Genomic DNA, 16,711 nt, shown 5'->3' on the forward strand with positions numbered 1-16,711 from the left:
CTTCACGATCAAGGAATCGGGGATGCTCAGCCTAGCCTTTCACCCCCATTGGCGCTAGGCGGAAGGGCATGACGACCCGCGATGACCTGGCCCTTGCCAACCGCCTTGCCGACGCTGCTGGAGCGGCGATCCGACCCTTTTTCCGTGCGCGCTACGACATGGAGTTCAAATCCGACCAGTCGCCCGTGACCGAAGCCGACAAGGCGGCGGAAGCGGCGATCCGGGCGATATTGGAGAAGGAGCGGCCCCAGGACGGCATCATCGGCGAGGAATATGGCGCGACGCGGGAGGATGCGGAGCGGGTGTGGATATTGGACCCCATCGACGGGACGCGCAGCTTCATCGCCGGGCGGCCGATTTTCGGGACTCTGGTCGCGCTGACGCAGGCGGGCTGGCCGACCATCGGCATTATCGACCAGCCGATCGCGGGGGAGCGCTGGGCCGGGATGATGGGGCAGCCGACCACTTTCAACGGCAAGCCGGTGAGGGCGCGGGCCTGCCGCGATCTGGATCAGGCGATATTGGCCTCCACCGCGCCGCAGCTTTTTCCCGGCTGCACGGGGGAGCATTTTGCGCGCCTGGCGGCGCAGTGCCGGGATACGGTCTGGGGCGGCGACTGCTATAATTATGGGCTGGCCGCGTCGGGCCATGTCGACATCGTGGTCGAGGCGGGGTTGAAGCTGCACGATCTGGCGGCGCTGGTGCCGGTGGTGGAGGGCGCGGGCGGGCGCATGTGCGACTGGTCGGGCGACCCGTTGACCCACGACAGCGACGGTCGGGTGATCGCCCTGGGCGATCCGGCCCGGCTGGACGACGTGCTGGAGGCGCTGGCCGAGGGACATGAGGGGCATTAGGGCATTGACGCTTTCCCGCTGAACTTTCCGCCGCACGCTGATTTGCCGCCGAATCGCTTGCCTTTCGGAGCAGGGCCGCCTATGGGCCGCCCTTCGCGATATTTGGAAGGACCGCCCGGCTAACCAGGGCTGCCGTGGCTGTCCGTAATCGTCGCGCTGAAAAAGGAGACGAAAATGCCCAAGCTCAAGACCAAGAGCGGTGTGAAGAAGCGCTTCAAGTTCACCGCTTCCGGCAAGGTCAAGCACGGCGTCGCTGGCAAGCGTCACCGCCTGATCAGCCACAATGCGAAATATATCCGCCAGAATCGCGGCACCTCGGTCCTGTCCGACGCCGACGTGGCACATGTGCGCCTCTGGGCGCCCTACGGCCTGAAGTAAGGAGCAGGGCACATGGCACGCGTAAAACGTGGTACGACCACCAAGGCGAAGCATAAGAGGATTTTGGAACAGGCGAAGGGCTATTATGGCCGTCGCAAGAACACGATCCGCATCGCCCGCCAGGCCGTCGAAAAGGCCGGCCAGTACGCTTATCGTGACCGCAAGGTCAAGAAGCGGACCTTCCGTGGCCTGTGGATTCAGCGCATCAACGCCGGCGTCCGCGCCGAAGGCCTGACCTATTCGCAGTTCATGCACGGCCTGAAGCTGGCCGGCGTGGAGCTGGACCGGAAGGTTCTGGCCGACATCGCGATGCACGAGGGCGAGGCGTTCAGCGCCATCATCGCCCAGGCGAAGGCTGCGCTGCCCGCGGCCTGAACCGGATCGGTCGCAAGATCGTCCTGAAGGGGCGCCGGGGCAGATGCCTTCGGCGCCCTTTTCGTTTTGGATTGTCCTGACTTCCGTTCACCCTGAGCGAAGTCGAAGGGCTCCGCTGAGCCGCAGGCGAAGCGCCTTCGCTACGCTCAGGCAGGGGCTTCGACTTCGCTCAGCCCGAACGGGATCAGGGTCTCCTGGGAGGCAAGCCCATGTCGCTGCATGTCTGGTGGTTGTATGTCACGGCGGTTTTCCTGATCTCGGCCACGCCGGGACCCAATATGCTGCATGTGATGACGCAGAGCATTCATCATGGACCGCGACGGGCCATCGCCACCATGGCGGGGCTGATGAGCGCGATTCTGCTGTGCCTGCTCGCCTCCGCTCTAGGCTTGGGGGCGTTGCTGAAGGCTTCGCCGCGCCTGTTCGACGGGTTGCGCTATGCGGGGGTCGCCTATTTGATCTGGCTGGGCATCAAGGCGTGGCGCGCACCGGTCGGCGACGCGGGGGAAGTCGGCGCGACGCGGACGCGGTCTTTGCGTGCGCTCTATGGCACTGGCCTGCTGACGGGTCTGTCCAACCCCAAGCTCATCATCTTTGCCGCCGCGTTGTTTCCGCAGTTTATCGACACCGGCCGCCCTTTCGCCATGCAGTTGGCGATATTGGTGGTCAGCTTCGTGGCGATCGAGTTCGGCTGGCAGTGCGTCTATGCGCTGGGCGGGATGAAACTCGCCTGCTGGCTTGCGCCCGCGAACCGGCAGAGGCTGTTCAACCGGGGAACGGGGCTGATGTTCTTGGGTTTTGGTGGCGCGCTGCTCGGCACGCGGGCCTGACCCTTTTCTTGTGCGGCGCACCCCGCTAAGGCGCGGGCATATTTCCGCCATCTCCATCTGGAAGACGAATGACTGAGATTAGCGCACTGAAAGCCGGTCTGATCGCCGACATCGAGGCCGCCGACACGCTGGAGGCGCTGGAAGCGCTGCGCGTGGGCGCCATGGGCAAGAACGGCGTGGTGACGGGCCTGCTCAAGACTCTGGGTTCCATGAGCCCGGAGGAGCGGCTGGAGAAAGGCCCGCCGATCCAGGACTTGCGCGAAAGCGTGACCGCGGCGCTGGCCGACAGGAAGGCGGCGCTGGAGCAGGTCGCGTTGGATGCGAAGCTGGCGGCTGAAAAGATCGACATGACCCTGCCCGCCGACATGGGCGCGCAAGGCTCCGTGCATCCGGTGTCGCAGGTCATGGACGAACTGGCGGAGATTTTCGCGGACCTCGGCTTTTCCGTCGCGACGGGACCGGAGATCGAGGACGACTGGCATAATTTCACCGCGCTCAACATTCCGGAAACCCATCCGGCGCGGGCGATGCACGACACTTTCTATTTCCCCGACGCCGAAGACGGCAAGAAGATGCTGCTGCGCACCCATACGTCGCCGGTGCAGATCCGGACGATGATGAATGGCGAGCCGCCGATCCGCATCATCGCGCCGGGGCGGGTCTATCGCTCCGATTCCGACGCGACCCACACGCCGATGTTCCATCAGATCGAGGGGCTGGTGATCGACAAGGGCATCACCCTTGGGCATCTCAAATGGACGCTGGAGACCTTCCTCAAGGCCTTCTTCGAGCGGGACGACATCGTGCTGCGCCTGCGGCCAAGCTATTTCCCCTTCACCGAACCTTCGGTCGAGGTCGATGTGGGCTATACCCTGACCAACGGCCAGCGGGTGATCGGCGGCGACGGCGATGCGCCCGGCGGCGGCTGGTTGGAAGTGCTGGGCAGCGGCATGGTCAATCGCCGGGTGATCGAGGCTTGCGGGCTGGACCCGGATGAGTGGCAGGGCTTTGCCTTCGGCACCGGCGTCGACCGGCTCGCCATGCTGAAATATGGGATGAACGACTTGCGCGCTTTCTTCGACGGCGATCTGCGCTGGCTGAAACATTATGGCTTCTCGGCGCTGGATGTTCCCACGCTGAGCGGGGGAGTGGGCGCATGAAGTTCACCCTGAGCTGGCTCAAGACGCATCTCAACACCGGTGCCGATCTGCCGACGATCCTCAAGGGCCTGACCAATATCGGCCTGGAGGTCGAGGGCGTCGAGAATCCGGCGGAAAAACTCGCCCCCTTCCGCATCGCGAAGGTGCTGACCGCCGATCCCCATCCGCAGGCCGACAAGTTGCAGGTGCTGACCGTGGATGCGGGCGACGGCGCGTTGCAGGTCGTCTGCGGCGCGCCCAATGCGCGGGCCGGTCTGGTCGGCGTGTTCGGGACCGAGGGCGCGGTGGTGCCGGTCAACGGCATGGTGCTGAAAAAGACCGCCATTCGCGGCGTCGAATCCAACGGCATGATGTGTTCCTTCCGCGAACTGGAACTGGGCGAGGATCATGACGGGATCATCGAACTCAGCCCGGACGCGCCGGTGGGACAGGTCTATGCGCAATGGGCTGGCCTCGACGATCCGGTCATCGACGTGTCGATCACGCCGAACCGGCAGGATTGCATGGGCGTGCGCGGCATCGCCCGCGATCTGGCGGCGGCGGGGCTGGGCACGCTGAACGCGATCGTCGTCCCGACCGTCCAGGGCGTCGGGCCGGGGCCGGATGTGCGGGTTGAGGATGCCGATGGCTGCCCCGCTTTCTTCGCGCGAACGGTCAAGGGCGTGACGAACGGCGCGTCGCCCGAATGGATGGCGAAGCGGTTGAAGGCCATCGGGCAGAAGCCGATCAGCACCCTGGTCGACATCACCAATTATATCATGATCGACCTGGGGCGGCCGCTGCACGTCTATGACATGGCGACGCTCAAGGGGCCGCTGGTGGCGCGCAAGGGGCGCCCCGGCGAGCAGGTGCTGGCGCTCAATGGCAAGAGCTACACCGTCGACGCGACGATGACCGTGATCGCGGACGACGAAGCCGTGCACGACATTGGCGGCATCATGGGCGGCGAGCATTCGGGCGCGCAGGACGGCACGACCGACGTGCTGATCGAATGCGCCTATTTCACGCCGGAACGGATCGCCGTGACGGGGCAGAAGCTGGCGCTGACCAGCGATGCGCGTGGACGGTTCGAGCGGGGGGTGGACCCGGCTTTCCTGGACGACGGCCTGTCCATCGCGACCGATCTGGTGGTGAAGCTGTGCGGCGGCACCGCGAGCGAGGCGACGCGGGCGGGTTCGCCGCCGGTGGCGGACAAGACCGTGACCTATGAACCGTCGCAGTGCCTGGCGCTGGCGGGGGTCGATGTGCCCGAGGATGAGCAGAAGCGCGTCCTCGAAAGCCTGGGTTTCGGGATCACCGGCAATGATTCCACCTTCGAATATCAGGACGGGGTGCCGGTGACGACGCCGGCCAACTGGACCGTCAGCGTGCCGAGCTGGCGTCGTGACGTCGACGGCTGGCCCGACATTGTAGAAGAAGTGGTGCGCATCGTCGGCCTGGATCAGGTGCCTTCCACCCCCTTGCCCCGCGCACCCGGCGTCGCCAAGCCGACCGCCACGCCCGAACAGAATGTCGAACGGCGCGTGCGCCGGACGGCGGCGGCGCGTGGCCTGGCCGAGGCGATCAACTGGTCCTTCATCTCGGAAAAGGAAGCGGCTTCGGTCGGCGGCGGCGACTGGACGCTGGCCAATCCGATCTCCGAAGATTTGAAGGTCATGCGCCCTTCGCTGCTGCCCGGCCTGCTGTCGGCCACGCGGCGGAACATGGATCGCGGCGCGGCTGCGGTGCGGTTGTTCGAACTGGGGCGGCGCTATTTTGCCGATAAGGAACGGGCTACGGTCGGTTTCGTGCTGGCGGGCGAGAAGGTCGCCCGTGGCTGGCAGACGGGCAAGGCGCAGCCCTTCACCGCCTTCGACGCCAAGGGTGAGGTGATCGCGCTGCTGGCCGCCGCGGGCGCGCCGGTCGCCAATTTGCAGAGCTATGGCGATGCGTCGGGCGCCTATCATCCCGGCCAGTCGGGCACATTGCGGCTGGGGCCGAAAGTGGTGCTGGCCGAATTCGGCGTGCTGCACCCCTCCCTCGCCAGGCAGTTCGGCCTGACCGGCACGGTGGTCGCGGGCGAGATCTTCCTCGACGCCATCCCGGCCAGGCGGGCGAGCGGCTTCATGCGTGCGCCCTATGCGCCGCCAGCCTTGCAGGCGGTGAAGCGGGACTTCGCGTTCGTCATCGATCAGGCGGTCGAGGCCGATGCGCTGGTCCGCGCCGTCAGGAACGCGGACAAGAAGGCCATCGTCGATGCGCGGCTGTTCGACCTCTTCGTCGGGCCGGGCGTGGAAGAGGGCAAGAAGAGCCTCGCCATCGAGATCACCCTGCAACCGGGCGAAAAGAGCTTCTCCCAGGAGGAACTGGACGCGATCAGCGCGGCGGTGGTCAAGGCCGCCGAGAAGCTGGGCGGCACGCTCAGGGCTTGAGGGGCGCGCTATGAAGCCGTTCGCCGGGATGGAAGGGAAAGCGCGGCTCGCCGGACTCTTCACCCTCGGCGCGATGGCGGCGCATATCTTTGGCGATGCGGTGGTCCGGGCGGCGCTGGTCGTGCCCGGCAATGGGCGGGAAACGGCGCGCAATATCGCTGATTATCCCTGGCTCTATCGCGCCGGGGAAGCCGCCGACGTGGCGATGCTGTGCGGGATGATCGTGGCGACGGCGCTGCTTTATGCGCTATTCGCGCCCATGGGACGCAATCTGGCGCGGGTGGCGGCGTTGATGTCGCTGACCGGGGTCGCCACGCTGGCGGCGAGCGGCATCATGACCATGGCGCCGTCGGTCCTGCTCGACGGTGCGCCGCATCCGGGCATCGGCATGACGGAGGCGCATTCGCTGGTGCAACTCTCCCTCGCGCTGGGCCAGGCGGTTCAGGGGATCGGGCGCATCTTCATCGGGCTTTATCTGCTGCTGATCGGGTTGCTGGCCTTTCGGTCGGGGCGGTTGCCCAGGGCGGTGGGCATCGGGCTGGCGCTGGGCGGCTTCGTCCAGATGGCGGTGCGGTCAGTGGCGCTGGTCGCGCCGGAGCTTGCCGACGCGACGGTGATTCAGGCGGATATAGTCGCGCTGCTGGCCGAAGCCGCCTTCGCGCTTTCGCTGTTTATTTTTTGGCGTCCTCGGCCTTCTCCTGAGCGGTCGGCGGCGGACTCGTGATCTTGCAGCCCCTTTCCGCAGCAATCCCGCGCAGATAGCCGCGCCGGGCTATGCCAGCTGTGACGGCGGCTTCCAGGCGGCGCTCGGCGGGGGCGGCGCCGCTGATCTCCCGCACCAGGCCGCGAAAGGGGATGATCGAATTGACGATCGTCTTGCCCACCGCCTCGGCGATCTTGCCGGTGCGGTTTTCATTGGCCTTTTGCCCCACGGTGAAGTCCGCGCCCAGGACGGCGTTCAGTTCGGCCAGCGATGCCTGGAGGTTCTTGCAACTGCGCGAGGCGGGGCGTGCATAAGGGTCTTCGACCGCCTGTTGCAGCACTTCGGGAATCTTGTCCTTGTCGATGCCGACGTCGCGCGCCGGTTGGGTGGCGATATCGCCCGCCTTTTTGAGGGTGTCGTCCTTTTTTTCCTGTTCCTGCGCCATAGCGGCAGTCGAAAAAAGCAGCGGCGCGGTCAAGAATATCCATTTCATCCGTTTTTCTCCCGGACTTCCAACCCTTTGACATGGGGCGTGGTTCCCGGCCCGCTTCATCGCTATGCCTTTGCCAGGCAATGGGAGATTCTTGACGCATGGCGGACGAATATATCGGCATCGGCTCGGACGGCATGAGCGCCAGCATCCATCCTCTTGGCGCGGAACTATGGTCGCTCAGGGATGCCGACGGGCGCGAGTTGATGACCGACGCCGATCCGCGCTGGTGGGCGGGGCATGCGCCCTTGCTCTTTCCCTTCGTGGGGCGGTCGCGGGGTGACGTCTACCGCTTCGAGGGGCGGGATTATCCTATGCCGCAGCACGGCTTTGCGCGGCAGAGGAATTTCGCGGCGGTGGAGCGGAGCGCCGACGCCGTGACCTTCCGGCTGGAGGCGGATGCGCAGACGCGGGCGGTCTATCCCTTCGATTTCCGGCTGGACATGCGCTTCGCGGTCGAGGGGCAGACGTTGCGGATGACGGCGACGGTCGGCAATTTAGGGGCGACCGACATGCCCTTTTCCTTCGGCTATCATCCGGCCTTCGCCTGGCCGCTGCCCTATGGCGGCGCGGTGGAGGCGCATCGGGTGCTGTTCGAAAAGGCTGAACCCGCGCCGATCCGCAAGGTGGGCGATGAGCCGGGACTGATCGCGCTGGAGAGCGTGGAAACCCCGGTCGAGGGCCATGCGCTGGCGCCGACCCATGCGATGTTCGAAGGCGATGCGCTGATCTGGGACCGGCTGGAAAGCCGCAGCCTGTTCTGGGGCGTGCCGGGCGGCAGGGGACTGAAGATCGACTTTCCCGATACGCCCTGGCTGGGGCTGTGGCAGAAACCGGGCGCGCATTATCTGTGCGTCGAACCGTGGGCGGGGATGGCCGATCCGGTCGGCTTCACCGGCGATATCTGGGGCAAGCAGGGGATCATGCGGCTGGCGCCCGGCGGGGAACGGCGATTTCGGATGGATGTCGGCATCACCGGCTGAGGCGCGGCTGGCGAATTCCCCGCGAATCGCTATATGGGCCGCCCATGAGCATTCCCTCCCGCCGCACCTTCGCCATCATCTCGCATCCGGATGCGGGCAAGACCACCCTGACCGAAAAGCTGTTGCTGGAGGGCGGCGCGATCCATCTGGCCGGAGAGGTCAAGGCGCGCGGGGCGAACCGGCGCGCGCGGTCGGACTGGATGAAGATCGAACAGCAGCGCGGGATTTCCGTGACCTCCTCGGTCATGACGTTCGAGCGGGACGGGATCACTTTCAATCTGCTCGACACGCCGGGGCACGAGGATTTTTCCGAGGATACCTATCGCACGCTGACGGCGGTGGACTCGGCGGTGATGGTGATCGACGCCGCCAAGGGCATAGAGCCGCAGACGCGCAAGCTGTTCGAAGTGTGCCGGTTGCGCAATGTTCCCATCATCACCTTCGTCAACAAGGTGGACCGGGAGGGGCGCGACGCTTTCGCCCTGTTGGATGAGGTGGCGGACGCGCTGGCGCTGGACGTGTGCCCGATGAGCTGGCCGGTCGGCATGGGCGGCGAGTTTGAGGGGATTTACGACTTCGCGAAGAACCGGCTGCGCCAGCCCACCGGAGCCAGCAAGGAGTTTGAGGGGAAGGAAGCCTTTTTCTCCGGCATAGACGACGATGCGCTGGCGGGATCGCTGTCGGAACAGGGTCTGGCGCGGCTGCGGGAGGAGGCGGAACTGGCGGTTGGCGGCTATGCCGATTTCGATCTCGCCGCCTATCGGCATGGCGACCTGACGCCGGTTTATTTCGGGTCTGCGCTGAAGCTGTTCGGCGTGACCGAGTTGATCGAGGCGCTGGCCGCCCATGCGCCGCCGCCGCGCGCGCAGCCGGCCGAACCCGCGCCGGTCGAGCCGGAGAATAGCGAAGTCACCGGCTTCATCTTCAAGGTGCAGGCCAATATGGACCCGCAGCATCGCGACCGGATCGCGTTCATGCGGCTCTGTTCGGGCAAGTTCAAGCGGGGCATGAAACTGACCCCTTCGGGCAGCGGCAAGCCGATCGCGGTGCATTCGCCCATCCTTTTCTTCGCGCAGGACCGCGAGATAGCGGATGAGGCCTATCCCGGCGACATCATCGGCATTCCCAACCACGGCACGCTCCGGGTCGGGGATACGCTGAGCGAGAAGGCGGGGGTGCGGTTCACCGGCCTACCGAACTTCGCGCCGGAAATATTGCGGCGCGTGGCGCTGAAAGACCCGACCAAGACGAAGCAGTTGAGGAAGGCGCTGGACGACCTGTCCGAGGAGGGCGTGATCCAGGTCTTCTATCCGGAGATCGGGTCCAACTGGATCGTCGGCGTGGTCGGGCAGTTGCAGTTGGACGTGCTGATTTCGCGGTTGGAGGCGGAATATAAGGTCGCGGCGGGGCTGGAGGCTTCCCCCTTCGACACGGCGCGCTGGATTTCCGGGGATGAGGCCGCGATCAAGGATCTGGTGTCGTTCAATGGCGCCAACATGGCCAAGGATCGCGATGGCAACCAGGTCTTCATGGCGAAGAGCGCCTGGGACATCGGTTATCAGCAGGAACGCCACCCCAAGGTCAAGTTCAGCGCCACCAAGGAGCGGTGACGCGGGGTGGCCGCAAGTGGCCAACCCAACATATTCCCCTCCCGCAGGCGGGAGGGGAATGACGGCTCCCCACCCCACCCGCTCACCGCCGCAGCAGGAACACCGCATGTTCCGCGAACAGATTGGCGTTCGCATGGGTGGTTTCCCTGTCACCTTTCAGGAACCACTGGCCGTCTATGGTCCAGCCGCGTTCCTTCACCAGCGCCCGGAAATCGTCGACCGTGACATGGTGGATGTTGAGCGTGTCATACCATGTGTCCGGCAGCAGCCGCGTCACCGGCATCCTTCCGCCCCAGAAGAGCGACAGCCGCCCGCGCCAATGGGCGAAATTGGGGAAGGAGACGAAGGCCTGCCGCCCGATGCGCAGCAATTCCTCCACCACGCGGTCCGGGCGGCGGGTGGTCTGGAGCGTCTGGCTGAGGATGGCATAATCGAAGCTGGCTTCGGGATAATAGCTAAGATCCGTGTCGGCGTCGCCTTGCACGACTGAAAGGCCCCGTCCCACGGCGGCGGCGACATTTTGCGGGTCGATTTCCAGCCCTCGGGCATCGACTTGTTTCGTGTCGCGCAAGGCCGCCATCAGCGCGCCGTCGCCGCAGCCGACATCCAGGACGCGGGCGCCGGGGGTGACGGTACGGGCGATCAGGGCCAGATCGGGGCGCAGGCTCATGCCCGGCCGCCCTTCAGGAAGCCGTCGACCACGCGGTTCAATTCCGGGCATTCCAGCAGGAAGGCGTCATGGCCGAACGGGCTGGAAAGTTCGACAAAGCTGGCATGCGCGCCGCTGGCGTTGAGGGCGTGGACGATCAGGCGGGATTCCGCCGTGGGATAAAGCCAGTCCGTATCGAAGCTGACGAGGCAGAAGCGCGCCCTGGAGGCTGCGAAGGCCTTGGCGAGGCTGCCGTCATGATCCTCCGCTATGTCATAATAGTCCATGGCGCGGGTGATGTAGAGATAGCTGTTCGCGTCGAACCGCTCGACAAAACTCAGCCCCTGGTGGCGCAGATAGCTTTCCACCTGGAAATCGGCGTCGAAGCCGAAGGTCTTTGCGTCACGCCCCTGCAACCGCCGCCCGAATTTCTCGGTCAGGCCCGCTTCGGACAGATAGGTGATGTGCGCGGCCATGCGCGCCACCGCCAGCCCGGCGCTGGGGATCGCCCCGTCGGCATAATAATCGCCGCCGCGCCAGTTGGGGTCGGCCATGATCGCCTGCCGCCCCACTTCGTGGAAGGCGATGTTCTGGGCGCTGTGGCGGGCGGTCGACGCGATGACGATGCAGCTTTCCACGCGCTGCGGATAGAGGGTCGGCCAGCTCAGCGCCTGCATCCCGCCCATGGAGCCGCCGATGACGGCATGCAGCCGGTCCACGCCCAGATGGTCGAGCAGCATCGCCTGGGCGCGGACCATGTCGGCGATGGTGATCACCGGAAAGCGCATCGCATGCGGTTCGCCGGTCGCGGGATCGATGCTGGCCGGGCCGCTGGAGCCCATGCAACTGCCGATCACATTGGCGCAGACGATGAAATGTCGGGCGGGGTCGACCGGCTTTCCCTCGCCCACCAGGCGCCACCACCAGCCGGGCTTGCCGGTGACGGGATGCTCCGACGCGACATATTGGTCCCCGGTCAGCGCATGGCAGATCAGGATGACGTTCGACCGGTCCGCATTCATCCGCCCATAGGTCTCATAGGCGATGTCGACCGGTCCTAGCGCCGCGCCGCTGTCCAGCCGCAGCGGGCCGGTCAGGCGGGCCTGGCGGCGCAGGCCGAAACGGATGTCATCGGAAAAGGACGCGCTGGCCATATATGTCCGGGCTAGGACCGGGGCCGGAGTCTGTCAATCGGCTGGCCTTTGCCATGAGTCGCGCGCCTGCTTTTGCAGGAGAAGGATGAGTTTTGGGGAGAGGCGGCTTTGCGTTTCGCTTCGATGACGCTAAAGCGCGGCGCATGACAAAGCCTGCTCCCAAAGACTGGATTCTCGGTATTTCGCCCTATGTGCCGGGCAAGTCGGCCGCCGATGACGGGCGACCGCTGGTGAAGCTGTCTGCCAATGAAAATCCGCTGGGCACCGGCGAAGCGGCACGGGCCGCTCTGGTGGCGGCGACGGCGGATCTGGCCACCTATCCCGATCCCGGCGCGGCCAAGCTGCGAGAGGCGATCGCGGCGGCGCATGGGCTGGACCCGGCGCGGGTGATCTATGGGACCGGGTCGGACGAACTGCTGCATATCGCGGCCAGCGCCTATGCCGGGCCGGGCGATGAGATTCTCTACGTCCGCTACGGCTTTTCGGTGTACGACATCGCGGCGCGTCGCGTGGGGGCGACGCCGGTCGTCGCGCCGGATGCCGACTATGCGACCGATGTGGATGCGCTGCTTGCCTGCGTGACGGAGAAGACCAAGGTCGTCTTCCTCGCCAATCCCAACAATCCGACCGGCACCATGACGTCGCGGGAGGAAATCGCCCGGTTGCATGCGGGCCTCAGGCCCGACATATTGTTCGTGCTGGATCAGGCCTATGCCGAATATCTGGATGCCGGTGAGGATGATGGCGGGCTGGAACTGGCCAGGAACGCCGCGAATATGTTCGTGACGCGGACCTTTTCGAAGATTTACGGGCTGGCGGCGGAACGGATCGGCTGGGGCTATGCCAGCGCGGAGGTGATCGACGTGCTGCATCGCATCCGCGCGCCGTTCAACGTGACGGCGGCGGGGCAGGCGGCGGCCGCGGCGGCGATCAACGACACCGCCTGGGTCGAGGCGAGCCGGACGCATAACCGGCAATGGCGCGAATGGCTGGCGGGCGAGGTGGCTTCGCTGTCCAACCACGGCCTGCGCGTCGTGCCGAGCAAGGCGAATTTCCTGCTGATCCTGTTCGACGGCAAGCTGACCGCGGAGGACGCCATGAAGGGGCTGTGGGACGAAGGTTTCGCCACGCGCTGGCTGCCGGGGCAGGGCCTGCCCAACGGACTGCGCATCACCATCGGCACCGAAGATCAGGTGCGCAAGGTCGCGGCCAGGCTGCGCGCCATGGCGGAAGCGGTCTGATGCTGCCCCCTTCGACGGAACTGAGGACAGGCTTTTCACGGGTCACGATCATCGGGCTGGGCCTGATCGGGTCTTCGCTGGCGCGGGCGATCCGGGAATATATGCCGACCGTGCGGGTGACGGGCTATGATGCCGATGCGGGCGTGCGGGAAACCGCGCGGGCCATCGACCTTACCGACGATGTGACCGATACGGCGGGCGCTTCGGTGACGGACGCCGATCTGGTCGTGCTGTGCGTGCCGGTGCGGGCGATGGGCGCGGCGGCGGCGGAGATCGCCGCCGACCTGCCGGCCGAGGCGATCGTCAGCGACGTGGGTTCCTGCAAGGGCGACGTGCTGGCGCAATTGAGCGCCGCGCTGCCGGGGCGGACGATCATCCCGGCGCATCCTGTCGCGGGGACGGAGAATAGCGGGCCGGAGGCGGGCTTCGCCTCGCTGTTCCAGGGACGCTGGTGCATCGTGACCCCGCCCGCGGAGGCCGATCCGGCAGCGGTGGAGCGCGTGGCCGAGCTATGGCGGCGCGTGGGCGCCGATGTCGAGACGATGGATCCGGCGCATCATGATCTGGTGCTGGCGGTGACGAGCCATTTGCCGCACCTCATCGCCTATACCATCGTCGGCACGGCCAGCGATCTGGAGGATGTGACCCAGTCGGAGGTGATCAAATATTCCGCCGGTGGTTTCCGCGACTTCACCCGCATCGCGGCGTCCGATCCGACCATGTGGCGCGACGTGTTCCTGGCGAACAAGGACGCCGTGCTGGAGATGCTCCAGCGCTTTTCGGAGGATCTGTCGGCGTTGCAGCGGGCGATCCGCTGGAATGACGGGGATGCGCTGTTCAACCTGTTCACCCGGACGCGGGCGATCCGGCGGTCGATCATCGAACAGGGGCAGGACGATCCCAAGCCCGATTTCGGGCGGAGTCATTGAATTCTCTAACTCCGTTCGGGCGAACGGGGTTTTGTAAGGTTCAGCGCGTTGATGGCGGCATGGACCCGCGTTTCGGCCTCGTTCCGGTCCAGGCCGGGGGGAATGATCTCCCCAACCTTATAGGTGATGGTGCCGCTGCGCTTCATGAACTTGCCGCGTGGAGAGACGCGGCCGCTGTCGACCGCGATGGGCACGACCGGCAGGCCCAGCAACGCATAGAGGCCCGCGAAACCGGCGCGCAAGGGCGGGCTTTCGCCATGGGGGACGCGGGTGCCTTCCGGAAAGAGGCAGACGGCGCGGCCTTGCGCCGTCGTGGCCCTGGCGGCGGCGCGCAAGGCGCGCAGGGCGCTGGCCCCGGCGGTGCGCTCGATCGGGATCAGGCCGTAGTGGCGGGCGATGCCGCCCCACAGCGGAATGTCGAACAATTCCCGCTTGGCGGCGATGGCTGGGCGATCCAGCAGGCAGAGCAGGTCGATGGTCTCGAACATCGATTCATGCTTGAGGATGTAGAGATAGGGGCCTTTTGGCAGTGGGCCGACCACCCTGATCTTCTGCCCCAGCAGCCAGCGGACGCAGGCGCGGTGAAAGCGGCTCCATTGGGTGGCGACCGCCGGGACCGATCGGGGCACGACCAGATTGCTGGCCATCGCCGCCAGCACGAACAGCAGCGAGCCGACATAGAAAATCAGCATGAAGGCCAAAGATCGCAGGGCGGTAAGCATCGCGGAAACCGTCAGATACCGATCAGCGCCGCGGCCCGGCGCAGCAGATATTTATTATATTCCCGCACCAGGATCATCAGGCTGGGGCGGCTGGGCACGGCGTCGTAGACCAGCGTGACCCGGCCCGGCAAGGCCTGACGCAGCTCCAGCGCGGATCGGCGCATATGCCAGTCGGTGGTGATGAGGCGCACCGTCTTGAAGTCGCGCCGCTCCAGCCAATGCGCGGTCTCTATGGCGTTGGAGCGGGTGTCGATGGCTTCGCGGCCCAGCGTGATGCAGCAGGTGAAGAGCCGTTCGGGCGCCTGATATTGCGCGGCCAGTTCCACCGGGCGGACCGACCGGTCGACGCCGGAAATCAGCATCCGCTTGGCCGCGCCGTCCCGAAGCAGGGACAGGCCCCGGTCGATGCGCCCCGCCCCGCCGGTCAGCACGACGATGGCGTCGGTCTGGCGCCCGTCCAGCGGCTGCGGCAGAAGCATCGCGAACCAGGCGAAGCCCAGCATCCACCCCAGCAGCGTGACGGCGATAAGGCGGACGATCATAGCAGCCGCCCCAGCGACCGCAGCACGGTCCAGCGCGCCGCCAGCGTCGCCAGCAGCACGCAACCGACCGGAATGGCGGCCAGTATCGCCCAGCTTGTCCATGGCAGATGGATGGCGCTCAGCAATTCGGAGCCGGTCGCCAGCAGCCTTGCGCCCAGCAGCAGGATCACCAGCAGCGCCACGGTGAAACCCAGCGCGCCGCCGAACAGCGCGTCCAGGCCGATGCGGCGCTGGAACAGCCGAGCGATCTGCACGTCGGTCGCGCCCATCAGGTGCAGCACGTCGATGGTGCCGCGATGGCTGTCATGGGCGGCGCGGGCGGCGAGGACGACCACCGCCCCGGTCGCCAGCGTCATCAGCAGCACGATCCCCGCCGCCAGCCAGCCAAGCGCGGAGAGCAGTCCAGCGAGCGGCGCCAGGAAGGCGGCATGGGGCTCGATGCGGATTTTGGGCGAGACGGCGCTCAACTGGCGGCGCAGGCTGTCGACCTTCGCGTCGGTCTGGCCGGGGGTGAGTTCGATGTCGATCAGCGCCGGGATCGGCAGGTCGCCGCTCGCCGCATCCTGCCCCAGCCAGGGGCGGATCTGGTCGGCCAGCGTGGCGGCGGGGACGGGGTGGACGGCGCGGACCATGCCGACCTTGCGCAGGGCCTCAGCCACGCTGGCGCTCAGGCGGTCGCGCTGCTGCGCATTGGCCTCGACGATCTGCACCGTGGCGCGTCCGGCCAGGTCCGCGCCCATCGCCTTCACCGCCGCGCCCAGGCCCAGCCCGGCGGCGGCGGACAGCACCGTCAGGAACATCATGATCGCGATGATCCACGGCATCGGCCCCGCCACCCGTCCTTCCGGCAGCAGCCGATGGCGCGCTGCGGCGGCGGCGCGGCGATCCGAACCCGCCATCAGCCCGCCGCCTTAGGTCTGGGCGGGTAGCGCAGCGACCCGGTGGGGTCGGACAGGCGGCCCTTGTCCAATTTCATCATCTGGGCGCTGGAAACCTGCGCGATCAGCGGCAGGTCGTGGGTGGCGACGACGATGGTCGTTCCCAGGCGATTGAGCGCCTCGAACAGGGTCAGCAGGCGGCGGGCCATGTCGGCGTCGACGTTGCCGGTCGGTTCGTCCGCCACCAATATCTCCGGGCGGCCGATGACGGCGCGGGCGATGGCGACGCGCTGCTGTTCCCCGCCCGACAGGGTGGCGGGACGGGCCCGGCCGCGATCGCCCAGGCCGACCCAGTTCAGCATTTCGCTGACCGGGGCGTCGATCTCCGCTTCCTCCATGCCCGCGACCCGCAGCGGCAGGGCGATATTGTCATAGACCGACAGGTGCGGAACCAGCCGGAAATCCTGGAACACCACGCCGATGCGGCGGCGGAATCCGGGCAGGCGCTTGCGGGGCAGCGTCACCACATCCTCCCCGAACAGGCGGATCACGCCCCGGCTGGGCCGCTGGGCGAGGTAGAGGAGCTTCAACAGCGACGTCTTGCCCGCGCCCGACGCGCCGGTCAGGAAATAAAAGCCGCCGCTGGCGAGCGAAAAGCTGACGTCGGACAGCGTCTCGCTATCCAGACCATAGCGCAGGCCGACATTTTCGAACTGGACGATGGCCGACATGCGTCAATTTCAGCGCCTGCGCGCTCCCTGCTTCCCCGAGCGATAGCCATGGCACAGCGGACGGGCGGACG

18 protein-coding genes are annotated in these 16,711 nt (G+C 66.4%); 11 read left to right on the forward strand and 7 right to left on the reverse strand.

Annotated elements, in window-relative coordinates; genetic code table 11:
• The first annotated feature begins 68 nt into the window (after positions 1 to 68).
• From hisN to NUH86_RS14555, 7 genes are all read left to right on the forward strand, one after another.
• Entirely contained in the window at positions 69 to 854 is a 786-nt protein-coding gene (gene hisN, locus NUH86_RS14525) for a histidinol-phosphatase (protein WP_267250151.1), read from the forward strand.
• Between the two features lie 174 nt (positions 855 to 1,028).
• A complete protein-coding gene (gene rpmI, locus NUH86_RS14530; RefSeq protein ID WP_004208916.1) occupies positions 1,029 to 1,232 on the forward strand; it encodes a 50S ribosomal protein L35 in 204 nt (67 codons plus the stop codon).
• A 12-nt stretch (positions 1,233 to 1,244) separates the two neighbouring features.
• Positions 1,245 to 1,607 (forward strand): 50S ribosomal protein L20, encoded by a 363-nt coding sequence (gene rplT, locus NUH86_RS14535; protein ID WP_267250152.1) that lies wholly within the window; start codon positions 1,245 to 1,247, stop codon positions 1,605 to 1,607.
• 209 nt (positions 1,608 to 1,816) lie between these two features.
• Positions 1,817 to 2,437 (forward strand): LysE family translocator, encoded by a 621-nt coding sequence (locus tag NUH86_RS14540; RefSeq protein ID WP_267250153.1) that lies wholly within the window; start codon positions 1,817 to 1,819, stop codon positions 2,435 to 2,437.
• 68 nt (positions 2,438 to 2,505) lie between these two features.
• Positions 2,506 to 3,597 carry a phenylalanine--tRNA ligase subunit alpha gene (gene pheS, locus NUH86_RS14545; protein ID WP_267250154.1) on the forward strand — a complete coding sequence of 364 codons (1,092 nt, stop codon included), beginning with the start codon at positions 2,506 to 2,508 and terminating at the stop codon, positions 3,595 to 3,597.
• Positions 3,594 to 6,008, forward strand: a complete 2,415-nt coding sequence (gene pheT / locus NUH86_RS14550; protein WP_267250155.1) for a phenylalanine--tRNA ligase subunit beta — start codon at positions 3,594 to 3,596, stop codon at positions 6,006 to 6,008. Before pheS ends, pheT begins: the two co-directional genes overlap by 4 nt.
• Positions 6,009 to 6,018: 10 nt before the next feature.
• Complete coding sequence (locus NUH86_RS14555; protein WP_267250156.1) at positions 6,019 to 6,732, forward strand: DUF4386 domain-containing protein; 714 nt, start codon at positions 6,019 to 6,021, stop codon at positions 6,730 to 6,732.
• On the opposite strand, the gene NUH86_RS14560 is transcribed toward NUH86_RS14555, so the two are convergent.
• A complete protein-coding gene (locus NUH86_RS14560; RefSeq protein WP_267250157.1) occupies positions 6,680 to 7,204 on the reverse strand; it encodes a hypothetical protein in 525 nt (174 codons plus the stop codon). The two genes, NUH86_RS14555 and NUH86_RS14560, sit on opposite strands and share 53 nt — an antisense overlap.
• A gap of 98 nt (positions 7,205 to 7,302) precedes the next feature.
• Here NUH86_RS14560 and NUH86_RS14565 point away from each other — a divergent pair, with 98 nt between their 5' ends.
• Positions 7,303 to 8,184 (forward strand): aldose 1-epimerase family protein, encoded by an 882-nt coding sequence (locus NUH86_RS14565; RefSeq protein WP_267250158.1) that lies wholly within the window; start codon positions 7,303 to 7,305, stop codon positions 8,182 to 8,184.
• Between the two features lie 44 nt (positions 8,185 to 8,228).
• Positions 8,229 to 9,794 (forward strand): peptide chain release factor 3, encoded by a 1,566-nt coding sequence (locus tag NUH86_RS14570; protein WP_267250159.1) that lies wholly within the window; start codon positions 8,229 to 8,231, stop codon positions 9,792 to 9,794.
• An 82-nt stretch (positions 9,795 to 9,876) separates the two neighbouring features.
• Here NUH86_RS14570 and metW read toward each other — a convergent pair whose 3' ends face one another.
• Together metW and metX are read right to left on the reverse strand one after the other, a co-directional pair.
• Positions 9,877 to 10,464 carry a methionine biosynthesis protein MetW gene (gene metW, locus NUH86_RS14575; protein WP_267250160.1) on the reverse strand — a complete coding sequence of 196 codons (588 nt, stop codon included), beginning with the start codon at positions 10,462 to 10,464 and terminating at the stop codon, positions 9,877 to 9,879.
• Complete coding sequence (gene metX / locus NUH86_RS14580; RefSeq protein WP_267250161.1) at positions 10,461 to 11,597, reverse strand: homoserine O-acetyltransferase MetX; 1,137 nt, start codon at positions 11,595 to 11,597, stop codon at positions 10,461 to 10,463. Before metX ends, metW begins: the two co-directional genes overlap by 4 nt.
• 143 nt (positions 11,598 to 11,740) lie before the next feature.
• Between metX and hisC the strand changes: the two genes are divergently transcribed.
• The gene (gene hisC, locus NUH86_RS14585; RefSeq protein WP_267250162.1) at positions 11,741 to 12,838 is read left to right on the forward strand and encodes a histidinol-phosphate transaminase; all 1,098 of its coding nucleotides are present in this window, start codon (positions 11,741 to 11,743) and stop codon (positions 12,836 to 12,838) included.
• Positions 12,838 to 13,767 (forward strand): prephenate/arogenate dehydrogenase family protein, encoded by a 930-nt coding sequence (locus tag NUH86_RS14590; RefSeq protein WP_267250163.1) that lies wholly within the window; start codon positions 12,838 to 12,840, stop codon positions 13,765 to 13,767. Before hisC ends, NUH86_RS14590 begins: the two co-directional genes overlap by 1 nt.
• Before the next feature lie 5 nt (positions 13,768 to 13,772).
• On the opposite strand, the gene NUH86_RS14595 is transcribed toward NUH86_RS14590, so the two are convergent.
• From NUH86_RS14595 to ftsE, 4 genes are read right to left on the reverse strand one after another with little or no spacing between them, the layout of a single operon-like run.
• Complete coding sequence (locus NUH86_RS14595; RefSeq protein ID WP_267250164.1) at positions 13,773 to 14,489, reverse strand: lysophospholipid acyltransferase family protein; 717 nt, start codon at positions 14,487 to 14,489, stop codon at positions 13,773 to 13,775.
• A gap of 11 nt (positions 14,490 to 14,500) precedes the next feature.
• A complete protein-coding gene (locus NUH86_RS14600) occupies positions 14,501 to 15,031 on the reverse strand; it encodes a YdcF family protein (protein WP_267250165.1) in 531 nt (176 codons plus the stop codon).
• Positions 15,028 to 15,930: a cell division protein FtsX gene (locus tag NUH86_RS14605; protein ID WP_267250166.1), complete on the reverse strand. Its 903-nt coding sequence runs from the start codon at positions 15,928 to 15,930 to the stop codon at positions 15,028 to 15,030. The genes NUH86_RS14600 and NUH86_RS14605 overlap by 4 nt, the downstream gene beginning before the upstream one ends.
• Positions 15,930 to 16,640 (reverse strand): cell division ATP-binding protein FtsE, encoded by a 711-nt coding sequence (ftsE, locus tag NUH86_RS14610; RefSeq protein WP_267250167.1) that lies wholly within the window; start codon positions 16,638 to 16,640, stop codon positions 15,930 to 15,932. The genes NUH86_RS14605 and ftsE overlap by 1 nt, the downstream gene beginning before the upstream one ends.
• Between the last annotated feature and the right edge of the window lie 71 nt (positions 16,641 to 16,711).

The sequence above is a fragment of the Sphingobium sp. JS3065 genome, assembly GCF_026427355.1.
In the GTDB taxonomy this organism is placed as follows: Bacteria; Pseudomonadota; Alphaproteobacteria; order Sphingomonadales; family Sphingomonadaceae; genus Sphingobium.

What these genes read in the sequence shown, in the direction of transcription:
- hisN (WP_267250151.1), top strand. Translation starts at nt 69, where the DNA reads ATGACGACCCGCGATGACCTGGCCCTTGCCAACCGCCTTGCCGACGCT.
- rpmI (WP_004208916.1), top strand. Translation starts at nt 1,029, where the DNA reads ATGCCCAAGCTCAAGACCAAGAGCGGTGTGAAGAAGCGCTTCAAGTTC.
- rplT (WP_267250152.1), top strand. Translation starts at nt 1,245, where the DNA reads ATGGCACGCGTAAAACGTGGTACGACCACCAAGGCGAAGCATAAGAGG.
- NUH86_RS14540 (WP_267250153.1), top strand. Translation starts at nt 1,817, where the DNA reads ATGTCGCTGCATGTCTGGTGGTTGTATGTCACGGCGGTTTTCCTGATC.
- pheS (WP_267250154.1), top strand. Translation starts at nt 2,506, where the DNA reads ATGACTGAGATTAGCGCACTGAAAGCCGGTCTGATCGCCGACATCGAG.
- pheT (WP_267250155.1), top strand. Translation starts at nt 3,594, where the DNA reads ATGAAGTTCACCCTGAGCTGGCTCAAGACGCATCTCAACACCGGTGCC.
- NUH86_RS14555 (WP_267250156.1), top strand. Translation starts at nt 6,019, where the DNA reads ATGAAGCCGTTCGCCGGGATGGAAGGGAAAGCGCGGCTCGCCGGACTC.
- NUH86_RS14560 (WP_267250157.1), bottom strand. Translation starts at nt 7,204, where the DNA reads ATGAAATGGATATTCTTGACCGCGCCGCTGCTTTTTTCGACTGCCGCT.
- NUH86_RS14565 (WP_267250158.1), top strand. Translation starts at nt 7,303, where the DNA reads ATGGCGGACGAATATATCGGCATCGGCTCGGACGGCATGAGCGCCAGC.
- NUH86_RS14570 (WP_267250159.1), top strand. Translation starts at nt 8,229, where the DNA reads ATGAGCATTCCCTCCCGCCGCACCTTCGCCATCATCTCGCATCCGGAT.
- metW (WP_267250160.1), bottom strand. Translation starts at nt 10,464, where the DNA reads ATGAGCCTGCGCCCCGATCTGGCCCTGATCGCCCGTACCGTCACCCCC.
- metX (WP_267250161.1), bottom strand. Translation starts at nt 11,597, where the DNA reads ATGGCCAGCGCGTCCTTTTCCGATGACATCCGTTTCGGCCTGCGCCGC.
- hisC (WP_267250162.1), top strand. Translation starts at nt 11,741, where the DNA reads ATGACAAAGCCTGCTCCCAAAGACTGGATTCTCGGTATTTCGCCCTAT.
- NUH86_RS14590 (WP_267250163.1), top strand. Translation starts at nt 12,838, where the DNA reads ATGCTGCCCCCTTCGACGGAACTGAGGACAGGCTTTTCACGGGTCACG.
- NUH86_RS14595 (WP_267250164.1), bottom strand. Translation starts at nt 14,489, where the DNA reads ATGCTTACCGCCCTGCGATCTTTGGCCTTCATGCTGATTTTCTATGTC.
- NUH86_RS14600 (WP_267250165.1), bottom strand. Translation starts at nt 15,031, where the DNA reads ATGATCGTCCGCCTTATCGCCGTCACGCTGCTGGGGTGGATGCTGGGC.
- NUH86_RS14605 (WP_267250166.1), bottom strand. Translation starts at nt 15,930, where the DNA reads ATGGCGGGTTCGGATCGCCGCGCCGCCGCCGCAGCGCGCCATCGGCTG.
- ftsE (WP_267250167.1), bottom strand. Translation starts at nt 16,640, where the DNA reads ATGTCGGCCATCGTCCAGTTCGAAAATGTCGGCCTGCGCTATGGTCTG.